13 protein-coding genes are annotated in these 19,058 nt (G+C 70.6%); 4 read left to right on the forward strand and 9 right to left on the reverse strand.

Annotated elements, in window-relative coordinates; translation table 11 throughout:
• Positions 1-217: 217 nt before the first annotated feature.
• The 5 genes from rbsD to P1P75_RS12590 all read right to left on the reverse strand — a co-directional run bounded on the left by rbsD (position 218) and on the right by P1P75_RS12590 (position 6,304).
• Positions 218-607 (reverse strand): D-ribose pyranase, encoded by a 390-nt coding sequence (gene rbsD, locus P1P75_RS12570; RefSeq protein ID WP_319254629.1) that lies wholly within the window; start codon positions 605-607, stop codon positions 218-220.
• Entirely contained in the window at positions 604-1,506 is a 903-nt protein-coding gene (locus P1P75_RS12575; RefSeq protein WP_319254631.1) for a ribokinase, read from the reverse strand. Before P1P75_RS12575 ends, rbsD begins: the two co-directional genes overlap by 4 nt.
• A 172-nt stretch (positions 1,507-1,678) precedes the next feature.
• Positions 1,679-3,631 (reverse strand): substrate-binding domain-containing protein, encoded by a 1,953-nt coding sequence (locus P1P75_RS12580; protein ID WP_319254633.1) that lies wholly within the window; start codon positions 3,629-3,631, stop codon positions 1,679-1,681.
• Positions 3,621-5,174, reverse strand: a complete 1,554-nt coding sequence (locus P1P75_RS12585) for a sugar ABC transporter ATP-binding protein (protein WP_319254635.1) — start codon at positions 5,172-5,174, stop codon at positions 3,621-3,623. The genes P1P75_RS12580 and P1P75_RS12585 overlap by 11 nt, the downstream gene beginning before the upstream one ends.
• Complete coding sequence (locus tag P1P75_RS12590; RefSeq protein WP_319254637.1) at positions 5,171-6,304, reverse strand: LacI family DNA-binding transcriptional regulator; 1,134 nt, start codon at positions 6,302-6,304, stop codon at positions 5,171-5,173. Before P1P75_RS12590 ends, P1P75_RS12585 begins: the two co-directional genes overlap by 4 nt.
• Before the next feature lie 289 nt (positions 6,305-6,593).
• Here P1P75_RS12590 and P1P75_RS12595 point away from each other — a divergent pair, with 289 nt between their 5' ends.
• Positions 6,594-8,852 carry an ATP-dependent RecD-like DNA helicase gene (locus P1P75_RS12595; protein ID WP_319254639.1) on the forward strand — a complete coding sequence of 753 codons (2,259 nt, stop codon included), beginning with the start codon at positions 6,594-6,596 and terminating at the stop codon, positions 8,850-8,852.
• A 198-nt stretch (positions 8,853-9,050) separates the two neighbouring features.
• Complete coding sequence (locus P1P75_RS12600; RefSeq protein ID WP_073490758.1) at positions 9,051-10,340, forward strand: citrate synthase; 1,290 nt, start codon at positions 9,051-9,053, stop codon at positions 10,338-10,340.
• Between the two features lie 844 nt (positions 10,341-11,184).
• Here the strand turns inward: P1P75_RS12600 and P1P75_RS12605 are convergent.
• The 3 genes from P1P75_RS12605 to P1P75_RS12615 all read right to left on the reverse strand — a co-directional run bounded on the left by P1P75_RS12605 (position 11,185) and on the right by P1P75_RS12615 (position 14,716).
• Positions 11,185-13,461, reverse strand: a complete 2,277-nt coding sequence (locus P1P75_RS12605) for a heavy metal translocating P-type ATPase (RefSeq protein WP_319254643.1) — start codon at positions 13,459-13,461, stop codon at positions 11,185-11,187.
• Between the two features lie 191 nt (positions 13,462-13,652).
• Positions 13,653-13,892, reverse strand: coding sequence for a heavy-metal-associated domain-containing protein (locus tag P1P75_RS12610; RefSeq protein ID WP_319254645.1), 240 nt, complete (start codon positions 13,890-13,892; stop codon positions 13,653-13,655).
• Between the two features lie 152 nt (positions 13,893-14,044).
• Positions 14,045-14,716: a TetR family transcriptional regulator gene (locus tag P1P75_RS12615; RefSeq protein WP_319254647.1), complete on the reverse strand. Its 672-nt coding sequence runs from the start codon at positions 14,714-14,716 to the stop codon at positions 14,045-14,047.
• A gap of 175 nt (positions 14,717-14,891) precedes the next feature.
• Here P1P75_RS12615 and P1P75_RS12620 point away from each other — a divergent pair, with 175 nt between their 5' ends.
• The gene (locus tag P1P75_RS12620; RefSeq protein ID WP_319254649.1) at positions 14,892-17,240 is read left to right on the forward strand and encodes an MMPL family transporter; all 2,349 of its coding nucleotides are present in this window, start codon (positions 14,892-14,894) and stop codon (positions 17,238-17,240) included.
• 130 nt (positions 17,241-17,370) lie between these two features.
• On the forward strand, positions 17,371-18,414 hold the full coding sequence (locus P1P75_RS12625) for a zinc-dependent alcohol dehydrogenase family protein (protein WP_319254651.1): 1,044 nt from the start codon (positions 17,371-17,373) through the stop codon (positions 18,412-18,414).
• Here the strand turns inward: P1P75_RS12625 and P1P75_RS12630 are convergent.
• Entirely contained in the window at positions 18,395-19,021 is a 627-nt protein-coding gene (locus P1P75_RS12630) for a GNAT family protein (protein ID WP_319254653.1), read from the reverse strand. The two genes, P1P75_RS12625 and P1P75_RS12630, sit on opposite strands and share 20 nt — an antisense overlap.
• Between the last annotated feature and the right edge of the window lie 37 nt (positions 19,022-19,058).

Here is a 19,058-nt window from a genome sequence, read left to right on the forward strand (position 1 = left end):
ACCACCCCCCAGGTCATCCGTTCGACAGGGGGACACAGTCATGCCGGGCCCGGAGGCCAGCGGCCCTCTTGCAGGACCGCGAAGAACATAACGGGGATCCGGGGGGATCGCGGGGGGTTCTGGCGACGGAGGGGGCAAGCACGAGGGGCCTGGTCGACGGACCGGGCCCCTCGACGCATGCACGGCGTCATCCGGCCGTCAGAAGACCATCAGGCCGTCAGAAGAACACCCCGCACCGCAGCAGCACATTCGCGTACGGCCGTGCCTCCCCGGTCCGCACCACCAGCCGGGCCCCAGCCGACAGCCTCTTCAGCTCCTCGTGCGGGACCAGGGCCAGCCCGGGAAAGTGCCCGTCCAGCAGCCCGGCCGCCGCCGGGTTCGCCTCCCGTACCTCGCGGGCCGCCGTCGCGCCCTCCACGACCAGCTCGGCCAGCAGGCCCTCCAGGACCTCGGCGAACGACGGCACTCCCGCCCGGAAAGCGAGGTCCACGACCCGCGGACCCTCGGGTATCGGCATGCCCGCGTCGCACACCAGCACCCCGTGCCCGTGCCCCAACTCGGCCAGTGCGCCCGCGAGATGACGGTTGAGTATCCCGCCCTTCCTCACCGGGCCTCGACCTCCGCCGCCGTCGGGAACGACTCCTGCGCGCCCCGCCGGGTCACCGCCACCGCCCCCACCCGCGCCGCGTACGCCGCCGCCTCCGCGAGCGGGGAACCGGCGCCCAGCTTCCACGCCAGCGCCGCCGTGAAGGAGTCACCCGCCCCGGTCGTGTCCACGGCGTCCACCTTCACGGCCGCGACCCGCTCCACACCCTCCGCCGACGCCACCAGCGCGCCCTGCGAACCCAGCGTCACCACCACCGACTTCGGCCCCTTGGCGAGCAGCACCCGCGCCCAGTCCTCGGGCCGGTCACCGACCTCCGCGCCGCCGAGAATCACCTTCGCCTCGTGTTCATTGACGATCAGCGGATCGCAGGCCGCCAGCACCTCGGCCGGCAACGGGCGCGGCGGTGACGGGTTCAGCACGAAGCGGCTGCCCGGCGCCAGACTCCGTACGACCTCCACGACCGTCTCCAGCGGGATCTCCAGCTGCGCCGACACCACGAGGGAGGCGTGGAACAGCCCGGCGGCGGCACGCACATCCTCCGGTGTCAGGCGGCCGTTCGCGCCCGGCGACACCACGATGCTGTTGTCGCCCGACGGGTCCACCGTGATCAGCGCGACCCCGGTCGGCGCCCCGCCCACCAGCACGCCCACGGTGTCGACCCCGGCCGTCCGCTGCGAGTCGAGCAGCAGCCGGCCGTACGCGTCGTCGCCGATCCGGGCCAGTAGCGCCGTACGGGCGCCGAGGCGGGCGGCCGCGACCGCCTGGTTGGCGCCCTTGCCGCCGGGATGGACGGCGAGGTCCGAGCCGAGGACGGTCTCGCCCGCCTCGGGGCGCCGTTCGACACCGATCACCAGGTCGGCGTTTGCCGACCCCACGACCAGAAGGTCGTAGTCGTACATGAGAACTCCCCTTGTGCGCACGTCGCACGTGACGCGGGGCGGGCGGTCCCCCGACCGCCCGCCCGCATTGCCTGCTTGCTGAAATCGCCTACCGAACCGCTTGCCGAAATCGGTTACGGAACCGCTTACGGAACCGCTTGCCGAACCGCTTGCCGTAACCGATTACCGAATCTCAGCCCGCGAAGTCGGCCACGTTCTCCTTCGTGACCACCTTCACCGGCACCTTCACCATCTCCGCGACCTTCTTGCCCTGGAACGCCTTGAGAGCGTTGTCCACGGCGATCCTGCCCAGTTCCGAGGGCTGCTGCGCGACGGACGCGTACAGCGTGCCGTTCGTGACCGCGGTCATGCCGTCCGGGGTGCCGTCGAATCCGACGACCTGTACGGACTTGCCGGCCTTGGAGCCGAGCGCCTTGATCGCGCCGAGTGCCATCTCGTCGTTGGCGGCGATGACGCCCTGGACGTCCGGGTGCGCCTGGAGCAGGTTCGACATCACGTCGAGGCCCTTGGTGCGGTCGAAGTCGGCCGGCTGCTGTGCCAGCACCTGGATGCCGGGGAAGGCCTTCAAGCCCTTCGCGAAGCCCTCGGCGCGCTCGCGGGCCGCCGAGGTGCCCGCCTGGCCCTGGAGGATCACGATCTTGCCGGTGCCGCCGAGCTTCTCGGCGACCGTCTTGGCGGCGAGTTCACCGCCGGCCACGTTGTCGGAGGCCACGAGGGTGTTCGTGGTCGCCTTGTTGACGCCGCGGTCGACCGCGACGACCGGGATCTCCGCCTTGTCTGCGGCCCGTACGGCCGGACCGGCCGCGTCGGAGTCCACCGGGTTGACGATGATCGCGTCGTAGCCGGAACTGGTGAAGTTCTGCAGCTGGTTGGCCTGCTGCGAGGCGTCGTTCTGCGCGTCGGTGACGGTCAGGTCGACGCCCAGCTTCTTCGCCTCGGCCTTCGCGCCCGACTGGATCTGCACGAAGAACGGGTTGTTGAGGGTGGACAGCGCCAGACCGACCTTCGGGTTCGAGGTCGACGAGGACCCGCTGTGCAGGAAGGAGGTCGCGCCGACGACCGCCACGGTGACGACCGCGGCGAGCCCGTACGTAACCGCTTGCCGGCCCTTGCCGCCGCCACCGGTCCCGGCGCCCACCGGGGTCGCCCCGGCCTTGCGGCGCACGGTGTCCAGGAGCACGGCCAGCGCGATGACGACGCCGATGACGACCTGCTGCCAGAACGCCGACACGGACAGGAGGTTGAGACCGTTGCGCAGCACCGCGAGGATCAGCGCGCCGATCAGGGTGCCGGACGCCTTACCCGTACCTCCCGCGAGGGAGGCGCCGCCGATGACGACGGCGGCGATGGCGTCCAGTTCGTAGCCGTCGGCGGCCTGCGGCTGCGCGGAGGACAGCCGGGAGGCGAGCACGATGCCCGCGGCGGCGGCGAACACACCGGACAGTGCGTAGATCGCGAGCTTCTGCTTCTTCACCCGCAGCCCGGACAGGCGTGCGGCCTCCTCGTTGCCGCCGATGGCGTACATCGAGCGGCCGATGTAGGTGCGGCCGAGGACGAACGCGGCGATCAGGCCCATGACGACCATGACGAGCACGGGCACCGGCAGCCAGCCGCCGAGCGTGTCGCCGAGGTGCGAGACGGAGTCGGGGAAGGCGATCGGCGAACCCTCGGAGATCACCAGCGACAGACCGCGCGCCACGGACAGCATGGCGAGCGTCGCGATGAACGGCGGCAACTTGCCGTAAGCGATGAGGAAACCGTTCACCAGCCCGGCCGCGATGCCGGTGGCGACGGCCAGGACGACCGCGAGGACGACCGGCACGCCGTGCGAGGTGGCGCTCCAGGCGAGGACGGTGGCCGACAGCGCCGCCACCGAGCCGACCGACAGGTCGATGCCCGCCGAGACGATCACGAAGGTCACGCCGAAGGCGAGGATGGCGGTCACGGCCGCCTGGACACCCACGTTGAGCAGGTTGTCCGTGGTCAGGAAGTCACCCGACAGCGCCGACATGGCGATGAGGAGGACGATGAGCGCGGTGAGCGCCCCGTTGTCGAGCAGCAGGCGGCGCACCGCCGCGGCGCCGCCACCGGCGCCCGTCGTGCTCTTGAGCGTGTCAGCGGCCACGGCCGGTCTCCACTTCGGAAGTAGTAGGGGTACTAGGGGGGGTGGTAGAGCTGACGGGGGAGCTCACGGCGAGTGCCATCACCGCGTCCTGGGTGGCCTCGCTCGCGGTGAGTTCGCCGGCGATGCGGCCCTGGGCCATCACGAGCACCCGGTCGCTCATGCCGAGCACCTCGGGCAGATCGCTGGAGATCATCAGGACGGCGGCTCCGGCGGCCGTCAGCTCGTTGATCAGCTGGTAGATCTCGACCTTGGCGCCGACGTCGATACCGCGCGTCGGTTCGTCGAGGATCAGCACCTTGGTGTCGGCCAGCAGCCACTTGCCGATGACGACCTTCTGCTGGTTGCCGCCGGACAGCGTCCGTACCTGCTGGCCGAGCCCGGCCATGCGCACCCCGAGCTGCGCGGCGATGCGGCCCGCGGCCTCGTGCTGCCCCTTGAGGTCGACGAGCCCGCCACGGGTGGCCGAACGCAGCGTGACCAGGCCGAGGTTCTCCTCGACGGAGGCGTCCAGCACCAGCCCCTGGCCCTTGCGGTCCTCCGGCACGAGGCCGATCCCGGCGGCCATGGCAGCGGTCACGTCATGGCGACGCAGCCGCGCGCCCGCCACCCGCACGGCCCCGTGGTCGTACGGGTCCGCCCCGAACACGGCCCGTACGACCTCGGTACGACCCGCGCCGACCAGCCCCGCCACCCCGACGACCTCGCCGGCCCGCACCTCGAAACTGACGTCGTGGAAGACGCCGTCCCGCGTCAGCCCCTCGACGGAGAGCAGGGCGGCGCCGGTGTCGGCGGGCTCGCGCGGGTACTGCTGCTCGATGGAACGGCCCACCATCAGCCGTACGAGTTCGTCCTCGGGCGTGGACGCCGGGACCTGCCCGACGCTCCTGCCGTCCCGGATGACGGTGACCCGGTCGCCCAGGGCCGCGATCTCCTCCAGGTGATGGGTGATGAACACGATGCCCACGCCGTCCTCGCGCAGCCTGCGCACGATCGCGAAGAGCTTCTCGACCTCCTCGGAGGTGAGCACGGCGGTCGGCTCGTCCATGATCAGGACGCGTGCGTCCAGGCTCAGCGCCTTGGCGATCTCGACCATCTGGAGGCGCGCGATGCCCAGTTCGCGCACCAGCGCGCGGGGCGACACGGGGACGCCGACCCGTTCCAGCAGGACGGCGGCGTCGGCCTCCATCCGCTTGCGGTCGATCATCGCGAACCGGCGCGGCTGGCGTCCGAGGAAGATGTTCTCGGCGACCGTCAGGTCCGGTACGAGGTTGAACTCCTGGTAGATGGTCGCGATTCCGAGGCGCTCGGAGTCCTGCGCCCCGTGGATGCGCACCTCCTCGCCGCCGGCCAGGATGCGCCCGGCGTCGGGCGTGTAGGCGCCGGAGAGCATCTTGATGAGCGTGCTCTTGCCCGCGCCGTTCTCACCGAGCAGCACATGCACCTCGCCCCGCCGCAGGTCGAAGTCGACGCTGTCGAGCGCGACCACTCCGGGGAAGGTCTTGCGAATGCCTTCGATGCGCAGCAACTCGTCCGCGTTGCTCACGACTGGCTCCTGTTCCTCGCTGAGTTCTCACCGTTGTGGCCACCCGGACCGCTCGCGCCACCCGCGCCAGTCCGATCGCCCTCGCCTGCCAGACCGCTCTCGCCGCTCTCGCCTGCCGGACTGCTCTCGCTGCCCGCGCCGCTCTCGCCGCACGAGCGGCGCACGACGAGACGCGCGGGGAGGGTGACGGACCGCGGGGCCCGCCCCTCGATCCGGTCGACCAGCGCGCGTACGGCCGCGTGTCCCAGTTCGCCCGTCGGCTGGGCGATGGCGGTGATCGGGGGATCGGTGTGCACGAACCACGGGATGTCGTCGAACGCGGCGAGCGCGATGTCGTCGGGAACGCGCAGCCCACGCGCGCGTACGGCGTCGAGCGCGCCGAGCGCCATCAGATTGTCCGCGGCGAACACGACCTCGGGCGGCTCGGGCAGGTCGAGGAAGCCCTCGGTGACCCGTCGTCCGCTCTCGGCCTTGAAGTCGCCCTGCCCGATGTAGACGTCCGGGAGGTCGATGCCGCACGCGCCCAGAGCCTCCCGGAAGGCCTCGACGCGCTCGCTGCCGGTGGTCGTGGCGGCCGGGCCCGCGATGATCGCCAGCCGACGGTGCCCGAGCCGGTGCAGATGCGCCACCAGGTCACGTACGGCGGCCCGTCCGTCGGCCCGGACGACCGGCACGTCCACGCCGGGGATCCACCGGTCGACGAACACCATCGGGGTCCCCGCGCGCGCGGCGTCCAGCATCAGCGGAGAGCCGCCGTCGGTGGGTGAGACGAGCAGCCCGTCGATACGGCGGTCCAGCAGGGTCCGTACGTGGTGGTCCTGGAGGTCGGGGCGCTCGTCGGCGTTGCCGATGATGACGCTGTAGCCGAGCGCGCGGGCCTCCTCCTCGACGGAGCGGGCCAGCTCGGTGAAGTAGGGGTTCATCACGTCGCTGATGACCAGGCCCAGGGTGCGGGTCTGATCGGTGCGCAGTGACCGGGCGACGGCGTTCGGGCGGTAGCCCAGCGCCTCGACGGCGGCCAGCACACGCGTGCGCGCGTCCGCACTGACCGACGGATGGTCGTTCAGGACCCGCGACACCGTGGCGACGGAAACGCCCGCCTCGGCAGCGACGTCCTTGATGCTCGCCATCGCCGCTCCACCTCCTCGTGGAATCGATTACAACGCCGTAGGGAAGGATTGGAATCGATTACACGGAGGTAAATCAAGACCCTGGCGACCCCGAGACCGAACTGTGATGAGCAGCGAAGAAGAGCACCGGCCCACTGCATCCAGACCGTCCGGCGTTTGAGGACGAGGCCCGTTCAGGGGCGACAGCGGGGGTCTGGGAGCGTAGCCCTCAGGTTCGGGACGGGAAGGGGCGGCGGGGACGAAACCCACTCCCCGACACACTGTCGGTGCCGGGCGGTACCGTCGGATCATGGAGCGACCGACGGCGGGCGGGGACCGGCAACTTGCCGTCCTGGAGGGCGTGCTGGAGCGCATCACGTATGCGAACGAGGAAACCGGCTACACGGTCGCCCGTGTGGACACCGGCCGCGGCGCCGGCGACCTCCTCACGGTGGTCGGCGCCCTCCTCGGGGCCCAGGCCGGTGAGTCCCTGCGCATGGAGGGCCGCTGGGGCTCCCACCCGCAGTACGGCAAGCAGTTCGCCGTCGAGAACTACACGACGCTTCTCCCCGCCACCATCCAGGGCATCCGCCGCTACCTCGGATCAGGGCTGGTCAAGGGCATCGGCCCGGTCTTCGCCGACCGCATCACCCAGCACTTCGGCATGGACACCCTGAAGATCATCGAAGAGGAGCCGAAGCGCCTGATCGAGGTGCCCGGTCTCGGCCCGAAGCGCACGAAGAAGATCGCCGAGGCCTGGGAGGAACAGAAGGCGATCAAGGAGGTCATGCTCTTCCTCCAGACCGTCGAGGTCTCGACGTCGATCGCGGTCCGCATCTACAAGAAGTACGGCGACGCCTCGATCGCGGTCGTGAAGAACCAGCCGTACCGACTGGCGTCCGACGTCTGGGGCATCGGCTTCCTCACCGCCGACAAGATCGCCCAGTCCGTCGGCATCCCGCACGACAGCCCGGAGCGCGTCAAGGCGGGCCTCCAGTACGCGCTGTCCCAGTCCAGCGACCAGGGCCACTGCTACCTCCCCGAGGAGCGCCTGATCGCCGACGCGGTCAAGCTGCTGCAGGTCGACACCGGCCTCGTCATCGAGTGCCTCGCCGAACTCGCCGCGCCCCCCGAGGAGGGCGAGGACCCCGGCGTCGTACGGGAGAAGGTGCCGGGCCCGGACGGCGACGCGGAGCCCGTCACGGCCGTCTATCTGGTCCCCTTCCACCGCGCCGAACTCTCCCTCTCCGCTCAGTTGTTGCGCCTGCTGCGCACCGGCGAGGACCGGATGCCGGCCTTCCGCGACGTGGCCTGGGACAAGGCGCTGGCCTGGCTGCGGACCCGTACCGGCGCCGACCTCGCCCCCGAGCAGGAGGCCGCCGTCAAGCTGGCGTTGACCGAGAAGGTCGCCGTGCTGACCGGCGGCCCCGGCTGCGGCAAGTCCTTCACGGTTCGCTCGATCGTGGAGCTGGCCCGCGCCAGGAAGGCCAAGGTGGTCCTCGCGGCCCCCACCGGCCGCGCCGCCAAGCGCCTCGCCGAGTTGACCGGCGCCGAGGCCTCCACCGTGCACCGGCTCCTCGAACTCAAGCCCGGCGGCGACGCGGCGTACGACCGCGACCGCCCGCTGGACGCCGATCTGGTGGTCGTCGACGAGGCCTCGATGCTGGACCTGCTGCTCGCCAACAAGCTGGTGAAGGCGATCCCGCCGGGCGCCCATCTCCTCTTCGTCGGCGACGTGGACCAACTCCCCAGCGTCGGCGCGGGCGAGGTGCTGCGCGACATGCTCGCCGACGGCGGTCCGATCCCCGCCGTGCGCCTGGTGCGCGTGTTCCGCCAGGCCCAGCAGTCCGGCGTGGTGACCAACGCGCACCGGATCAACGCCGGGCAGCATCCGCTCACCGACGGCATGAAGGACTTCTTCCTGTTCGTCGAGGACGAGACGGAGGACGCGGGCCGGCTCACGGTGGATGTGGCCGCCCGTCGCATTCCGGCCAAGTTCGGCCTCGATCCCCGCCGGGACGTCCAGGTCCTCGCGCCCATGCACCGCGGCCCGGCCGGCGCCGGCGCCCTCAACGCACTGCTCCAGCAGGCCATCACTCCGGGCCGCCCCGACGTGCCCGAGAAGCGGTTCGGCGGCCGGGTCTTCCGCGTCGGCGACAAGGTCACCCAGATTCGCAACAACTACGACAAGGGGGCGAACGGCGTCTTCAACGGCACCGTGGGCGTGGTCACCTCGCTCGATCCGGTCGACCAGCGCCTCACCGTGCTGACCGACGAGGACGAGGAGGTTCCGTACGAGTTCGATGAGCTGGACGAACTCGCCCACGCGTACGCGGTGACGATCCACCGTTCACAGGGGAGTGAATATCCCGCGGTGGTGATCCCCGTCACCACCGGAGCATGGATGATGCTTCAGCGGAACCTTTTGTATACGGCCGTCACCCGGGCCAAGAGGCTGGTCGTCCTCGTCGGCTCCCGCAAGGCCATCGGCCAGGCGGTACGCACCGTGTCGGCGGGCCGCCGTTGCACGGCGCTCGACTTCCGGCTCTCCGGGCAGCGCAAAAAATGATCGATCAAATGAGTCATGAAGGTCACAGAGCACTTCCGTAACCGTGACGAAGGCGCCAGGATGGGCAAGTTGGCGGCACTGAGTGCCGTGGATAAGCCCAATGGCCGACCCCGAGTGCACTCTCCTGCGCCAAATGGGGGATGGTAGAGACAGTCAGGGCAACCTCGAAGAAGAGGCACAACGTCGGTGAGGGATGACGTGAGCGACAACTCTGTAGTACTGCGGTACGGCGACGGCGAGTACACCTACCCGGTGATCGACAGCACCGTCGGCGACAAGGGCTTCGACATCGGGAAGCTCCGCGCCCAGACCGGTCTCGTGACCCTGGACAGCGGTTACGGCAACACCGCCGCCTATAAATCCGCCATCACCTACCTCGACGGCGAACAGGGCATCCTCCGCTACCGCGGCTACCCGATCGAGCAGCTGGCCGAGCGGTCGACCTTCCTCGAGGTCGGCTACCTGCTGATCAACGGCGAGCTGCCCACCGTCGACGAGCTGAGCGCGTTCAAGAACGACATCACGCAGCACACCCTGCTGCACGAGGACGTCAAGAACTTCTACCGCGGCTTCCCGCGCGACGCCCACCCGATGGCGATGCTGTCGTCGGTCGTCTCGGCGCTGTCGACGTTCTACCAGGACAGCCACAACCCGTTCGACGAGAAGCAGCGCAACCTCTCGACGATCCGGCTGCTCGCCAAGCTCCCCACGATCGCGGCGTACGCGTACAAGAAGTCGATCGGTCACCCGTTCGTCTACCCGCGCAACGACCTCGGCTACGTCGAGAACTTCCTCCGTATGACCTTCTCGGTCCCCGCGCAGGAGTACGACCCGGACCCGGTCGTCGTCTCCGCGCTCGACAAGCTGCTGATCCTGCACGCGGACCACGAGCAGAACTGTTCGACGTCAACGGTCCGCCTGGTCGGCTCCTCGCAGGCCAACATGTTCGCGTCGATCTCGGCCGGCATCAACGCCCTGTGGGGCCCGCTGCACGGCGGCGCCAACCAGTCCGTCCTGGAGATGCTCGAAGGCATCCAGGCCAACGGCGGCGATGTCGACTCCTTCATCCGCAAGGTGAAGAACAAGGAGGACGGCGTCCGCCTGATGGGCTTCGGCCACCGGGTGTACAAGTCCTTCGACCCGCGCGCGAAGATCATCAAGGCGGCGGCGCACGATGTCCTCTCTGCCCTCGGCAAGTCCGACGAGCTGCTGGACATCGCGCTGAAGCTGGAGGAGCACGCGCTCTCCGACGACTACTTCGTCTCGCGCAACCTCTACCCGAACGTCGACTTCTACACCGGTCTGATCTACCGGGCCATGGGCTTCCCGACCGAGATGTTCACGGTCCTGTTCGCCCTCGGCCGTCTGCCGGGCTGGATCGCCCAGTGGCACGAGATGATCAAGGAGCCGGGCTCCCGCATCGGCCGCCCGCGCCAGATCTACACGGGCGTCGTCGAGCGCGACTTCGTCCCGGTCGAGCAGCGCTGACGCCTGTCGGCGGCGGCGTCCTTCACGGGGCGCCCGCCGGTCGGGTCCCGCTGGCCCGGACTCGGCCGGCGGCGCTTGCCGGTCGGCCGTCGAGGCGCGTGAATGCCGAGGCGCGTGAATGCCGAGGCGCCTGAATGAGGGGCTGTCCGCAAGGGCAGCCCCATAGTCACCTTGTGGCTCTGGCCCTTGTGGCTCTTGTGGCGCAGCCACCTTGTGCCGCCGTCGCTCAGCAGCGGGCGACGGCGCGTCAGTTGGGATGGGTGCGCGCATGAAGAAGGCGCCCTGGTGCGTCGGTCCCCCCACGGGCCGACGACCAGGGCGCCTTCCCATGTCCCGGTGCGGATTCCCCCCACGGGATCCGGCCGGGCGTCTGGAGAGCACAGCGCCTGAATTCGCTGATGCCATATGTGATTGTTCTGCGGCGGGAGTTGAGCGCAGCGAGCAGAACTCGCCGTACCCCCGCCAGGTGTGCGATCTGCCGGGACAGTGCACGCTGGGAGGGCCGCTCAAAGCTTCCCGGTGTGCCTGCCCCGGCAACGCATCTCTGGAGAAGTCCCCCAAGACATCTCCAGATGCCAGTCCGCGCCCCCCAAGACGCTTCCTGACATCGTCAACTTAGACCGTCGGGCCCCTTCGATGGTTACGTTCACATCACTGTGATCTGTGTCTCTTGCATATGTCCCGTTACCTACGCAAGAGCCCGGATACGGCGATCGAGGCCCAAGCGTAAGGATGATGCGCGAGCCTTGTGAAGAGCTTATGTGAGGCTCGCGCCGGACTCCAGGGGGGCTGTCGTTTCGACTTGACCCTAACCGCCGGTAACTTGCGGGTACTTCGCCGCACCTCAGCGGAATGTCCGCAGTCGCAAGCTGTTCGTCACCACGAAAACGGACGAGAAGGCCATCGCCGCCCCGGCCAGCATCGGGTTGAGCAGTCCGGCCGCGGCCAGCGGCAGTGCGGCCACGTTGTAGCCGAAGGCCCACACGAGGTTGCCCTTGATCGTGGCCAGGGTCCGCCGGGAGAGCCGGATCGCGTCCGCCGCGACCCGCAGATCCCCGCGCACCAGCGTCAGATCGCCCGCCTGGATCGCCGCGTCGGTGCCCGTGCCCATCGCCAGGCCCAGGTCGGCGGTGGCCAGTGCGGCGGCGTCGTTGACACCGTCACCGACCATGGCGACGACCCGCCCCTCGTCCTGGAGCCGCTTCACGACGGCGACCTTGTCCTCGGGCAACACCTCGGCGATCACCTCGTCGATGCCGACCTCCGCCGCCACGGCCTCGGCCACCGCCCGGTTGTCCCCGGTCAGCAGCACCGGTGTGAGCCCGAGAGTGCGCAGTTCCCGTACGGCCTCGGCGCTGGTCTCCTTGACCGCGTCGGCGACGGAGAGCACCCCGCGTACCGCCCCGTCCCACCCGACGACGACCGCCGTACGGCCTCGGCGCTCGGCCTCGTCCCTGGCGTGCGCCACATCCGGCGGAAGATCGTCGAAGAGCCGGCCCACAGCCACCTCGTGGCCCTCCACGCGCCCGCGCACGCCGCGTCCGGGTACGTTCTCGAAGTGCTCGGCCGACGGCAGTCGCCCGGCCGTCCCCCGCTCGGCACCCGCGGTGACCGCTCGGGCGACCGGGTGCTCGGAGGCGTGCTCCAGGGCGCCCGCGAGCCGCAGCAGCAGCTTCTCGTCGGTGCCGTCGGCGGCGTACACCTCCTGGAGGGTCATCCGGCCCGTGGTGACGGTGCCGGTCTTGTCGAGGACGACCGTGTCGGCCCGGCGGGTGTTCTCCAGGACCTCCGGGCCCTTGATGAGGATGCCGAGCTGGGCGCCCCGGCCGGTGCCGACCATGAGCGCGGTGGGAGTCGCCAGGCCCAGGGCGCACGGGCAGGCGATGATCAGGACGGCGACGGCCGCCGTGAACGCGGCGACCGTGTCGCCGGTCAGACCGAGCCAGGCGCCGAACGTGGCGGCGGCGATCAGCAGGACGACGGGGACGAAGACGGCTGCGACCCGGTCGGCCAGCCGCTGTACCTCCGCCTTGCCGTTCTGCGCGTCCTCGACGAGCCGGGCCATGCGGGCCAGCCGGGTGTCCGCGCCGATCCGGGTCGCCTCGACGACGAGCCGGCCGCCGGCGTTCACGGTGGCGCCGGCGACCGTGTCTCCGGGGCCGACATCCGAGGGCACCGACTCTCCGGTCAGCATGGAGACGTCGACGGCGGAGACGCCTTCGGTGACGGTGCCGTCGGTGGCGATCTTCTCGCCGGGCCGGACGACGAACCGGTCCCCGACCGCCAGCCGGTCCACGGGGATGCGGGTCTCCCGCCCGTCGCGCAGGACGGCCACCTCCTTGGCGCCCAGCTCCATCAGCGCCCGGAGCGCGGCTCCCGCGCTCCGCTTGGAACGGGCCTCCAGATAGCGGCCCAGAAGGATGAAGGCGGTCACCCCGGCGGCGACCTCCAGATAGATCGTGGAGGCGCCGTCGGCGCGCGAGACGGTCAGCTCGAAGGGGTGCCGCATGCCGGGCATGCCCGCGTCGCCGAGGAACAGCGCCCACAGCGACCAGCCGAACGCGGCCAGGGTGCCGACGGAGACCAGCGTGTCCATGGTGGAGGCGCCGTGCCGCAGATTCGTCCAGGCCGCCCGGTGGAAGGGCAGCCCGCCCCAGACGACGACGGGCGCGGCCAGCGTCAGCGACAGCCACTGCCAGTTGTCGAACTGGAGCGCCGGGATCATGGCCGTCAGGACGACGGGCGCGGCGAGCAGGGCGCAGACGAGGAGGCGGTGGCGCAGCGCCGACAGTTCGGGGTCGCCGGACGGTTCGGCCGGCATCTCCTCGGAGGCCGGGACCGCGACCGGGGGCGTGGGCTCCTCGGCGGTGTAGCCGGTCTTCACGACGGTCGCGATCAGGTCGGCGACCTCCACCTCGGCGGGGTAGCTGATCCGCGCCTTCTCGGTCGCGTAGTTGACGGTCGCCGTGACGCCGTCCATGCGGTTGAGCTTCTTCTCCAGGCGGGCCGCGCAGGAGGCGCAGGTCATCCCGCCGATGATCAGCTCGACCTGGGAGCCCTCGGACGGTTCGGAGGGCGCGGAGGGTTCGGCGGCGGGCGGGGTCGTCGTGGTGCTGGACATGTCCGTGACTCCAGGGAGCGGAACGGGCCGTGTCCGACCAGTGTCCATCCACCGGTCGGCACGGCCCGAATCCGGGACGGGTGACTCAGGTGAGGCTCCGGGACCGGTGACTCAGCGGCTGCCTCAGGCGAGGCTCCGGGACGGGTGACTCACTCAGGTGCGGTTCGGGGCGGGACTTCGGGACCGGTGACTCAGGCGCGGCCGACCAGTTCGAAGCCGGCCTCGTCGACGGCGGCGCGCACGGCCTCGTCGTCCAGGGCGGTGGCGGAGACGACGGTGACCTCGCCGGTGGAGGCGACGGCCTTCACCGAGGTGACGCCGGAGATCGCGGAGATCTCGCCGGAGACGGCGCCCTCGCAGTGGCCGCAGCTCATGCCGCTCACCTTGTAGAGGGTGGTGACGGTTCCGGGAGTGTCGGTGTGGGCGGTCATCTCGTTACTCCTCGTCGAGGCGTGCGGTCTGCGGAGGCCGGCCGAAGGGGTTGGCCGGAAGTACCTGCCAGAGGCCCCGGAAGGTACTGGGCAGACCCCGGAGGTACCGGCCAAAGGGCCCTGACAGCCCCCACTGCACCCACACTATACCCCTAGGGGGTACGCCTTGAAGGCGCCTCTTCGTGGCCGGCTCGCTCACCGGTGAGCGGTTCCAGATAGCGCACGAGGACGTGCTTCAGCTCCCTGACGTACGCCTCCTGCTCGGCGCCCTCGTGGCCGAGGACCAGCTCCAGGCCCGCCTTGTACAGGCCGAGGCACATATGGGCGGTGCGGGAGAGGTCGGCCGGGGAGGCCTCAGGGAGCAGTGAGGAGAGCAGGTCCTCGATCCGGGCGAGCAGCGTGACATGCAGGGCGTCGTGCTCCTCGGCGATGCGGCCGGGGATGTCGGGGCCGTGCATCAGGGCGAAGAACACCGGGTGATCGCAGTTGAAGGCGATGAACCGGTCGACGGCGGCACCGACGGCCGCCTCCAGCGTGGTCGCGGGCCCGACCGGGGCGAGAGCCTCGCCGTAGGTGTCGCGCATCTCGTGCATGAGCCGGTCGCCCAGCTCGATCGCGATCGCCTCTTTGTTCGGGAAGAACTGGTAGAGCGTGCCGGGCGAGACGCCGGCCTCGCGGGCGATGGCGTTGGTGCTCGCGGCCGTGTATCCGCTGCTGCAGAAGACGGTGGCGGCTGCCTCGAGGAGCTGGGCGATCCGGCGCTCGCCGCGGGCCTGGCGGCGCCGCGGCTGTTCCTTCGCCTGGTTCTCGGCGGTGTCGGGCACGAGTTTTCCCCAGCTCTCCGAACGCGATTGACAAACGCGAGTGGTCGCTCGCATTCTGGTTCCAGTGAAACGCGAGCGAGGTCTCGTGTTTGCCATTCTATGGCAGTGGTGACCCATGCTGCCTGCTCATGTCGGCACGGGTCACGTCGAATCATGGTGAAGGGGACACCGCACGATGACCGAAGTCAACAGTCCGCCTGTCGACAGTCCGCCGCGCGTCGGAGGATGGACCCGTTTCGTGACCGGCCGGCCCAGGCTGTCTCTGCTCGCCGCGCTGGTGCTGACCGTGCTCGCCGTGCTGGCGGGCAGCGGCGTCGCCGACAAGCTGGGCAGCGGTGGCTGGGAGGACCCCGGCGCGGAGTCCACGTATGCCACCGAGGCCCTGGAGCGCGAGTTCCCCGACTCCCAGCCCAACCTGATCCTGCTCGTCGACTCGGGCCGCGCCTCCGTCGACGACCCGGCCGTGGCCGCCGAGGCCACCCGCCTCGCCGAGCGGCTGTCCGGCGAGAAGGGCGTCGTGGGCGTCGGCTCCTACTGGGACGGCAAGGCCCCCGCCCTGCGCGCGGAGGACGGCCACGAGGCACTGATCGCCGCCCGCATCACGGGTGACGAGAAGACGATGGGCGAGACCCTCGACCGCATCGCCCCCTCCTACCGCGGCACCCAGGGCCCGCTGGAGGTCAAGGTCGGCGGCATCGTCGCCGTGCGGCACGAGATGCAGACGATCATCCAGGAGGACCTCACCCGCGCCGAGATCATCGCCCTGCCGGTCACCCTGGTGCTGCTGGTGATGGTCTTCGGCAGCGCGGTCGCCGCCCTGCTGCCGCTCGGCGTCGGCATCGTCGCCATCCTGGGCACCAACGCGGTCCTCGGCGCCCTCACGGAGTTCACCGACGTCTCCGTCTTCGCGATGAACCTCACCACCGCCCTGGGCCTCGGCCTGGCCATCGACTACGCCCTGTTCATCGTCCGCCGCTTCCGCGAGGAACTGTCCGGCGGCGCCGACCCGACCACCGCCATCGGCACCACCCTGCGCACAGCGGGCCGCACCGTCCTGTTCTCGGCGCTCACGGTCGCCGTCTCCCTGGCCGCGATGCTCGTCTTCCCCCAGTACTTCCTGCGCTCCTTCGCCTACGCCGGCATAGCGGTCGTCCTGCTGGCCGCGGCAGCCGCGCTGATCCTGCTCCCGGCGGCCCTGGTCCTCCTCGGCCACCGGGTCGACTCCCTCGACGTGCGCCGCCTGTTCCGGCGCGGCCGGGCGAAGACCCCAGCCCCCGGCACGGAGGGCAGCACGCAGAACGGCACGGAGGCCGGCCCGGAGGGCGGGACGGAGGACCGCACGGCCTGGGGCCGCACGGCGACCCTCGTGATGCGCCGCGCCCCCTTCTTCGCGCTCGGGACGACGGCCGTTCTCGTCCTGCTCGGACTGCCTTTCCTGGGCGTGAAGTTCGGCACCGCGGACGACCGTCAGCTGCCCTCCTCCGCCGAGTCCCACGTGGTGCAGCAGCACATCAGGGACGGCTTCCCAGGAACCCCCGGCGGCGGCCTGGAGGTCCTCGCCGAGGGCAGGGCCACCCAGGCCGAGTACGCCGCCTACAAGGAGCGCGTCGCCGCTCTCCCGGACGTCGCGCGCGTGGACGGTCCCCTGGTCAAGGGCGACGCGGCGTACTTCACCGTGCAGCCCGAGGGCGAGGCCGTGGACGAGGCCGGCCAGCGCCTGGTGGCCGACCTGCGAGCCACTGAGGCCCCCTTCGACACCAAGGTGACCGGCGCCGCCGCAGTCCTGGTCGACTCCAGGAAGGCGATAGGCGACCAGCTTCCTCTGGCAGGGGCCTTCATCACCGTCGTCACGCTGCTGCTGGTGTTCCTGCTGACCGGCAGTGTCCTGATACCGATCCAGGCCGTCCTGCTCAACGCGCTCAGTCTGACCGCGATGTTCGGCGCCGTGGTGTGGGTCTTCCAGGACGGCCATCTCTCCGGCCTTCTCGGCTTCACCGGCTCCGGCTCCATCGAGACGACCCTGCCGGTCCTGATGTTCTGCGTGGCCTTCGGCCTCTCCATGGACTACGGCGTGTTCCTGCTCTCCCGCATCAAGGAGGAGTACGACCACACCGGCGACCACGAACGGTCGGTCCGCCTGGGCCTCCAGCGCACGGGCGGCCTGATCACGGCGGCGGCGGTCATCCTGGCCGTGGTGATGGTCGCGATCGGCACCTCCCGGGTGACCAACACCAAGATGCTCGGACTCGGCATCGCCCTCGCGGTCCTGATGGACGCGATGGTCGTGCGCAGCCTGCTGGTCCCGGCCATCATGCGCCTCACCGGCAAGGCCACCTGGTGGGCGCCGGGCCCTCTGCGCCGCTTCCACCAGCGCTTCGGCCTCAGCGAGGGCGACCCGGCCCCGGCCAGGCAGCCGAACCCCGAGTCGAACCCCGAGTCGAACCCCGAGTCGAACCCCGAGTCGAACCCCGAGACGAACCCCGACACGGACTCCGAGCGGGACACGGTGGGTGTGCGCGGGTAGGGAGAGGCCGCCGGGCCGGGCAGAGGCCAAGGACCAGGGGCGGGGTCCAGGGGCCGGGCTCTAGCATTCGCGGTGATCTCCCCGGCCGGGGACGGTCGGTGAGGGCGGGGAAGGACAGAAGGAGTCGTACATGCGGGCTGTGGTGTTCGAACGGTACGGAGAGCCGGCCGAGGTCCGGGAGGTGCCCGACCCGCAGCCCGCGGAGCACGGCGTGGTGGTCCGTGTCGAGGCCACCGGCCTGTGCCGCAGCGACTGGCACGGCTGGATGGGCCACGACCCGGACATCACCCTGCCGCACGTCCCGGGCCATGAACTCGCCGGAGTCGTCGAGGAGGTGGGCGCCCGGGTCACCCGGTGGAGCCCCGGTGACCGGGTGACCGTGCCCTTCGTGTGCGGCTGCGGCAGCTGCCCGTCCTGCGTGGCGGGCGACCACCAGGTCTGCGAACGCCAGACCCAGCCCGGTTTCACGCACTGGGGCTCCTTCGCCCAGTACGTGTCGCTGGACCACGCGGAGGTGAACCTGGTCGCGATTCCTGGCGACCTCTCCTACGCCACCGCCGCCGCCCTCGGCTGCCGGTTCGCCACCGCCTTCCGGGCGGTCGTGCAGCAGGGCCGGGTGGCGGCGGGGGAGTGGGTGGCCGTGCACGGCTGCGGCGGGGTGGGGCTGTCAGCGGTGATGATCGCGGCCGCCGCGGGGGCGCGGGTGATCGCCGTGGACGTCTCCCCGAAGGCCCTCGACCTGGCACGGTCGTTCGGCGCGGCCGCATGTGTGGACGCGCGGGACACTCCGGACACCGCGGCGGCGGTGCGGGAGCTGACCGGCGGCGGGGCGCACCTCTCCCTCGACGCCCTCGGCTCGCCCGCCACCTGCGCCGCCTCGGTGAACGGCCTGCGCCGTCGCGGCCGGCACCTCCAGGTCGGCCTGCTCCCCTCCCCGGACGGCACGACACCGGTCCCCCTTGCCAGGGCCATCGCCCTGGAGCTGGAACTGCTGGGCAGCCATGGCATGGCCGCCCACACCTACCCTCCGATGCTGGAGCTGGTCCGGGCGGGAGTGCTCCGGCCGGACCTCCTCGTCACCTCGACGATCACGTTGGACGCCGTACCCGAGGCGCTCGCGGCGATGGGGTCGGCGCCCGGTGCCGGGGCCACGGTCATCGAGCCGTGGCGGTGAGGGCGGCCCACTCCCGGTCCAGGAGCGCCATCAGCACCTCGTCCACCCAGCCTCCCTCCCGCGGCGCGGCCTCCCGGCGCACGCCCTCCACCACGAAGCCCACCTTCTCGTAGACGCGCCGGGCCCGGGGATTGTCGCCGTACAGCTCCAACTGGATGCGGTGCAGGCCCAGTTGCTCGAAACCGTGGCCGACGATCAGCCGGGTGGCCTCGGTACCCAGGCCGCGGTCACGGCCCCGGGGCCCGATCAGGGTGCGGAAGGTGCAGGTGCGGGTGTAGGGGTCGTACTCGTGCAGGACGACCTCACCGACGAGTTCACCGGTGGCCCGGTCGGTGACGGCGAGGTCGAGGCGGTCGGGCTGTGCGGAGCGCGTGGCGTACCAGGACCGCAGCCGCTCCAGGGTGAGTTCGCCGTTCGCGGGGAAGGTGAAGCGGACTACCTCGGGGTCCCCGATGATCTCCCACATGGTCTCGGCGTCCGCCGCGGTGAAGGGCCGCAGCACCGTCCTCTCGCCGGTGAGACGGGGTTTGACGGAGAACTCCGATACGGAGAACTCCGATACGCAGGAGTCGCAGGACACCGAGGACCCGGAAGACCCGGAGGCCATCGAGGACACAGAGCAGTCAGGGGCGTCAGAGGCTCCA

Source organism: Streptomyces sp. ID05-39B, from assembly GCF_033794725.1.
In the GTDB taxonomy this organism is placed as follows: domain Bacteria; phylum Actinomycetota; class Actinomycetes; order Streptomycetales; family Streptomycetaceae; genus Streptomyces; species Streptomyces bobili.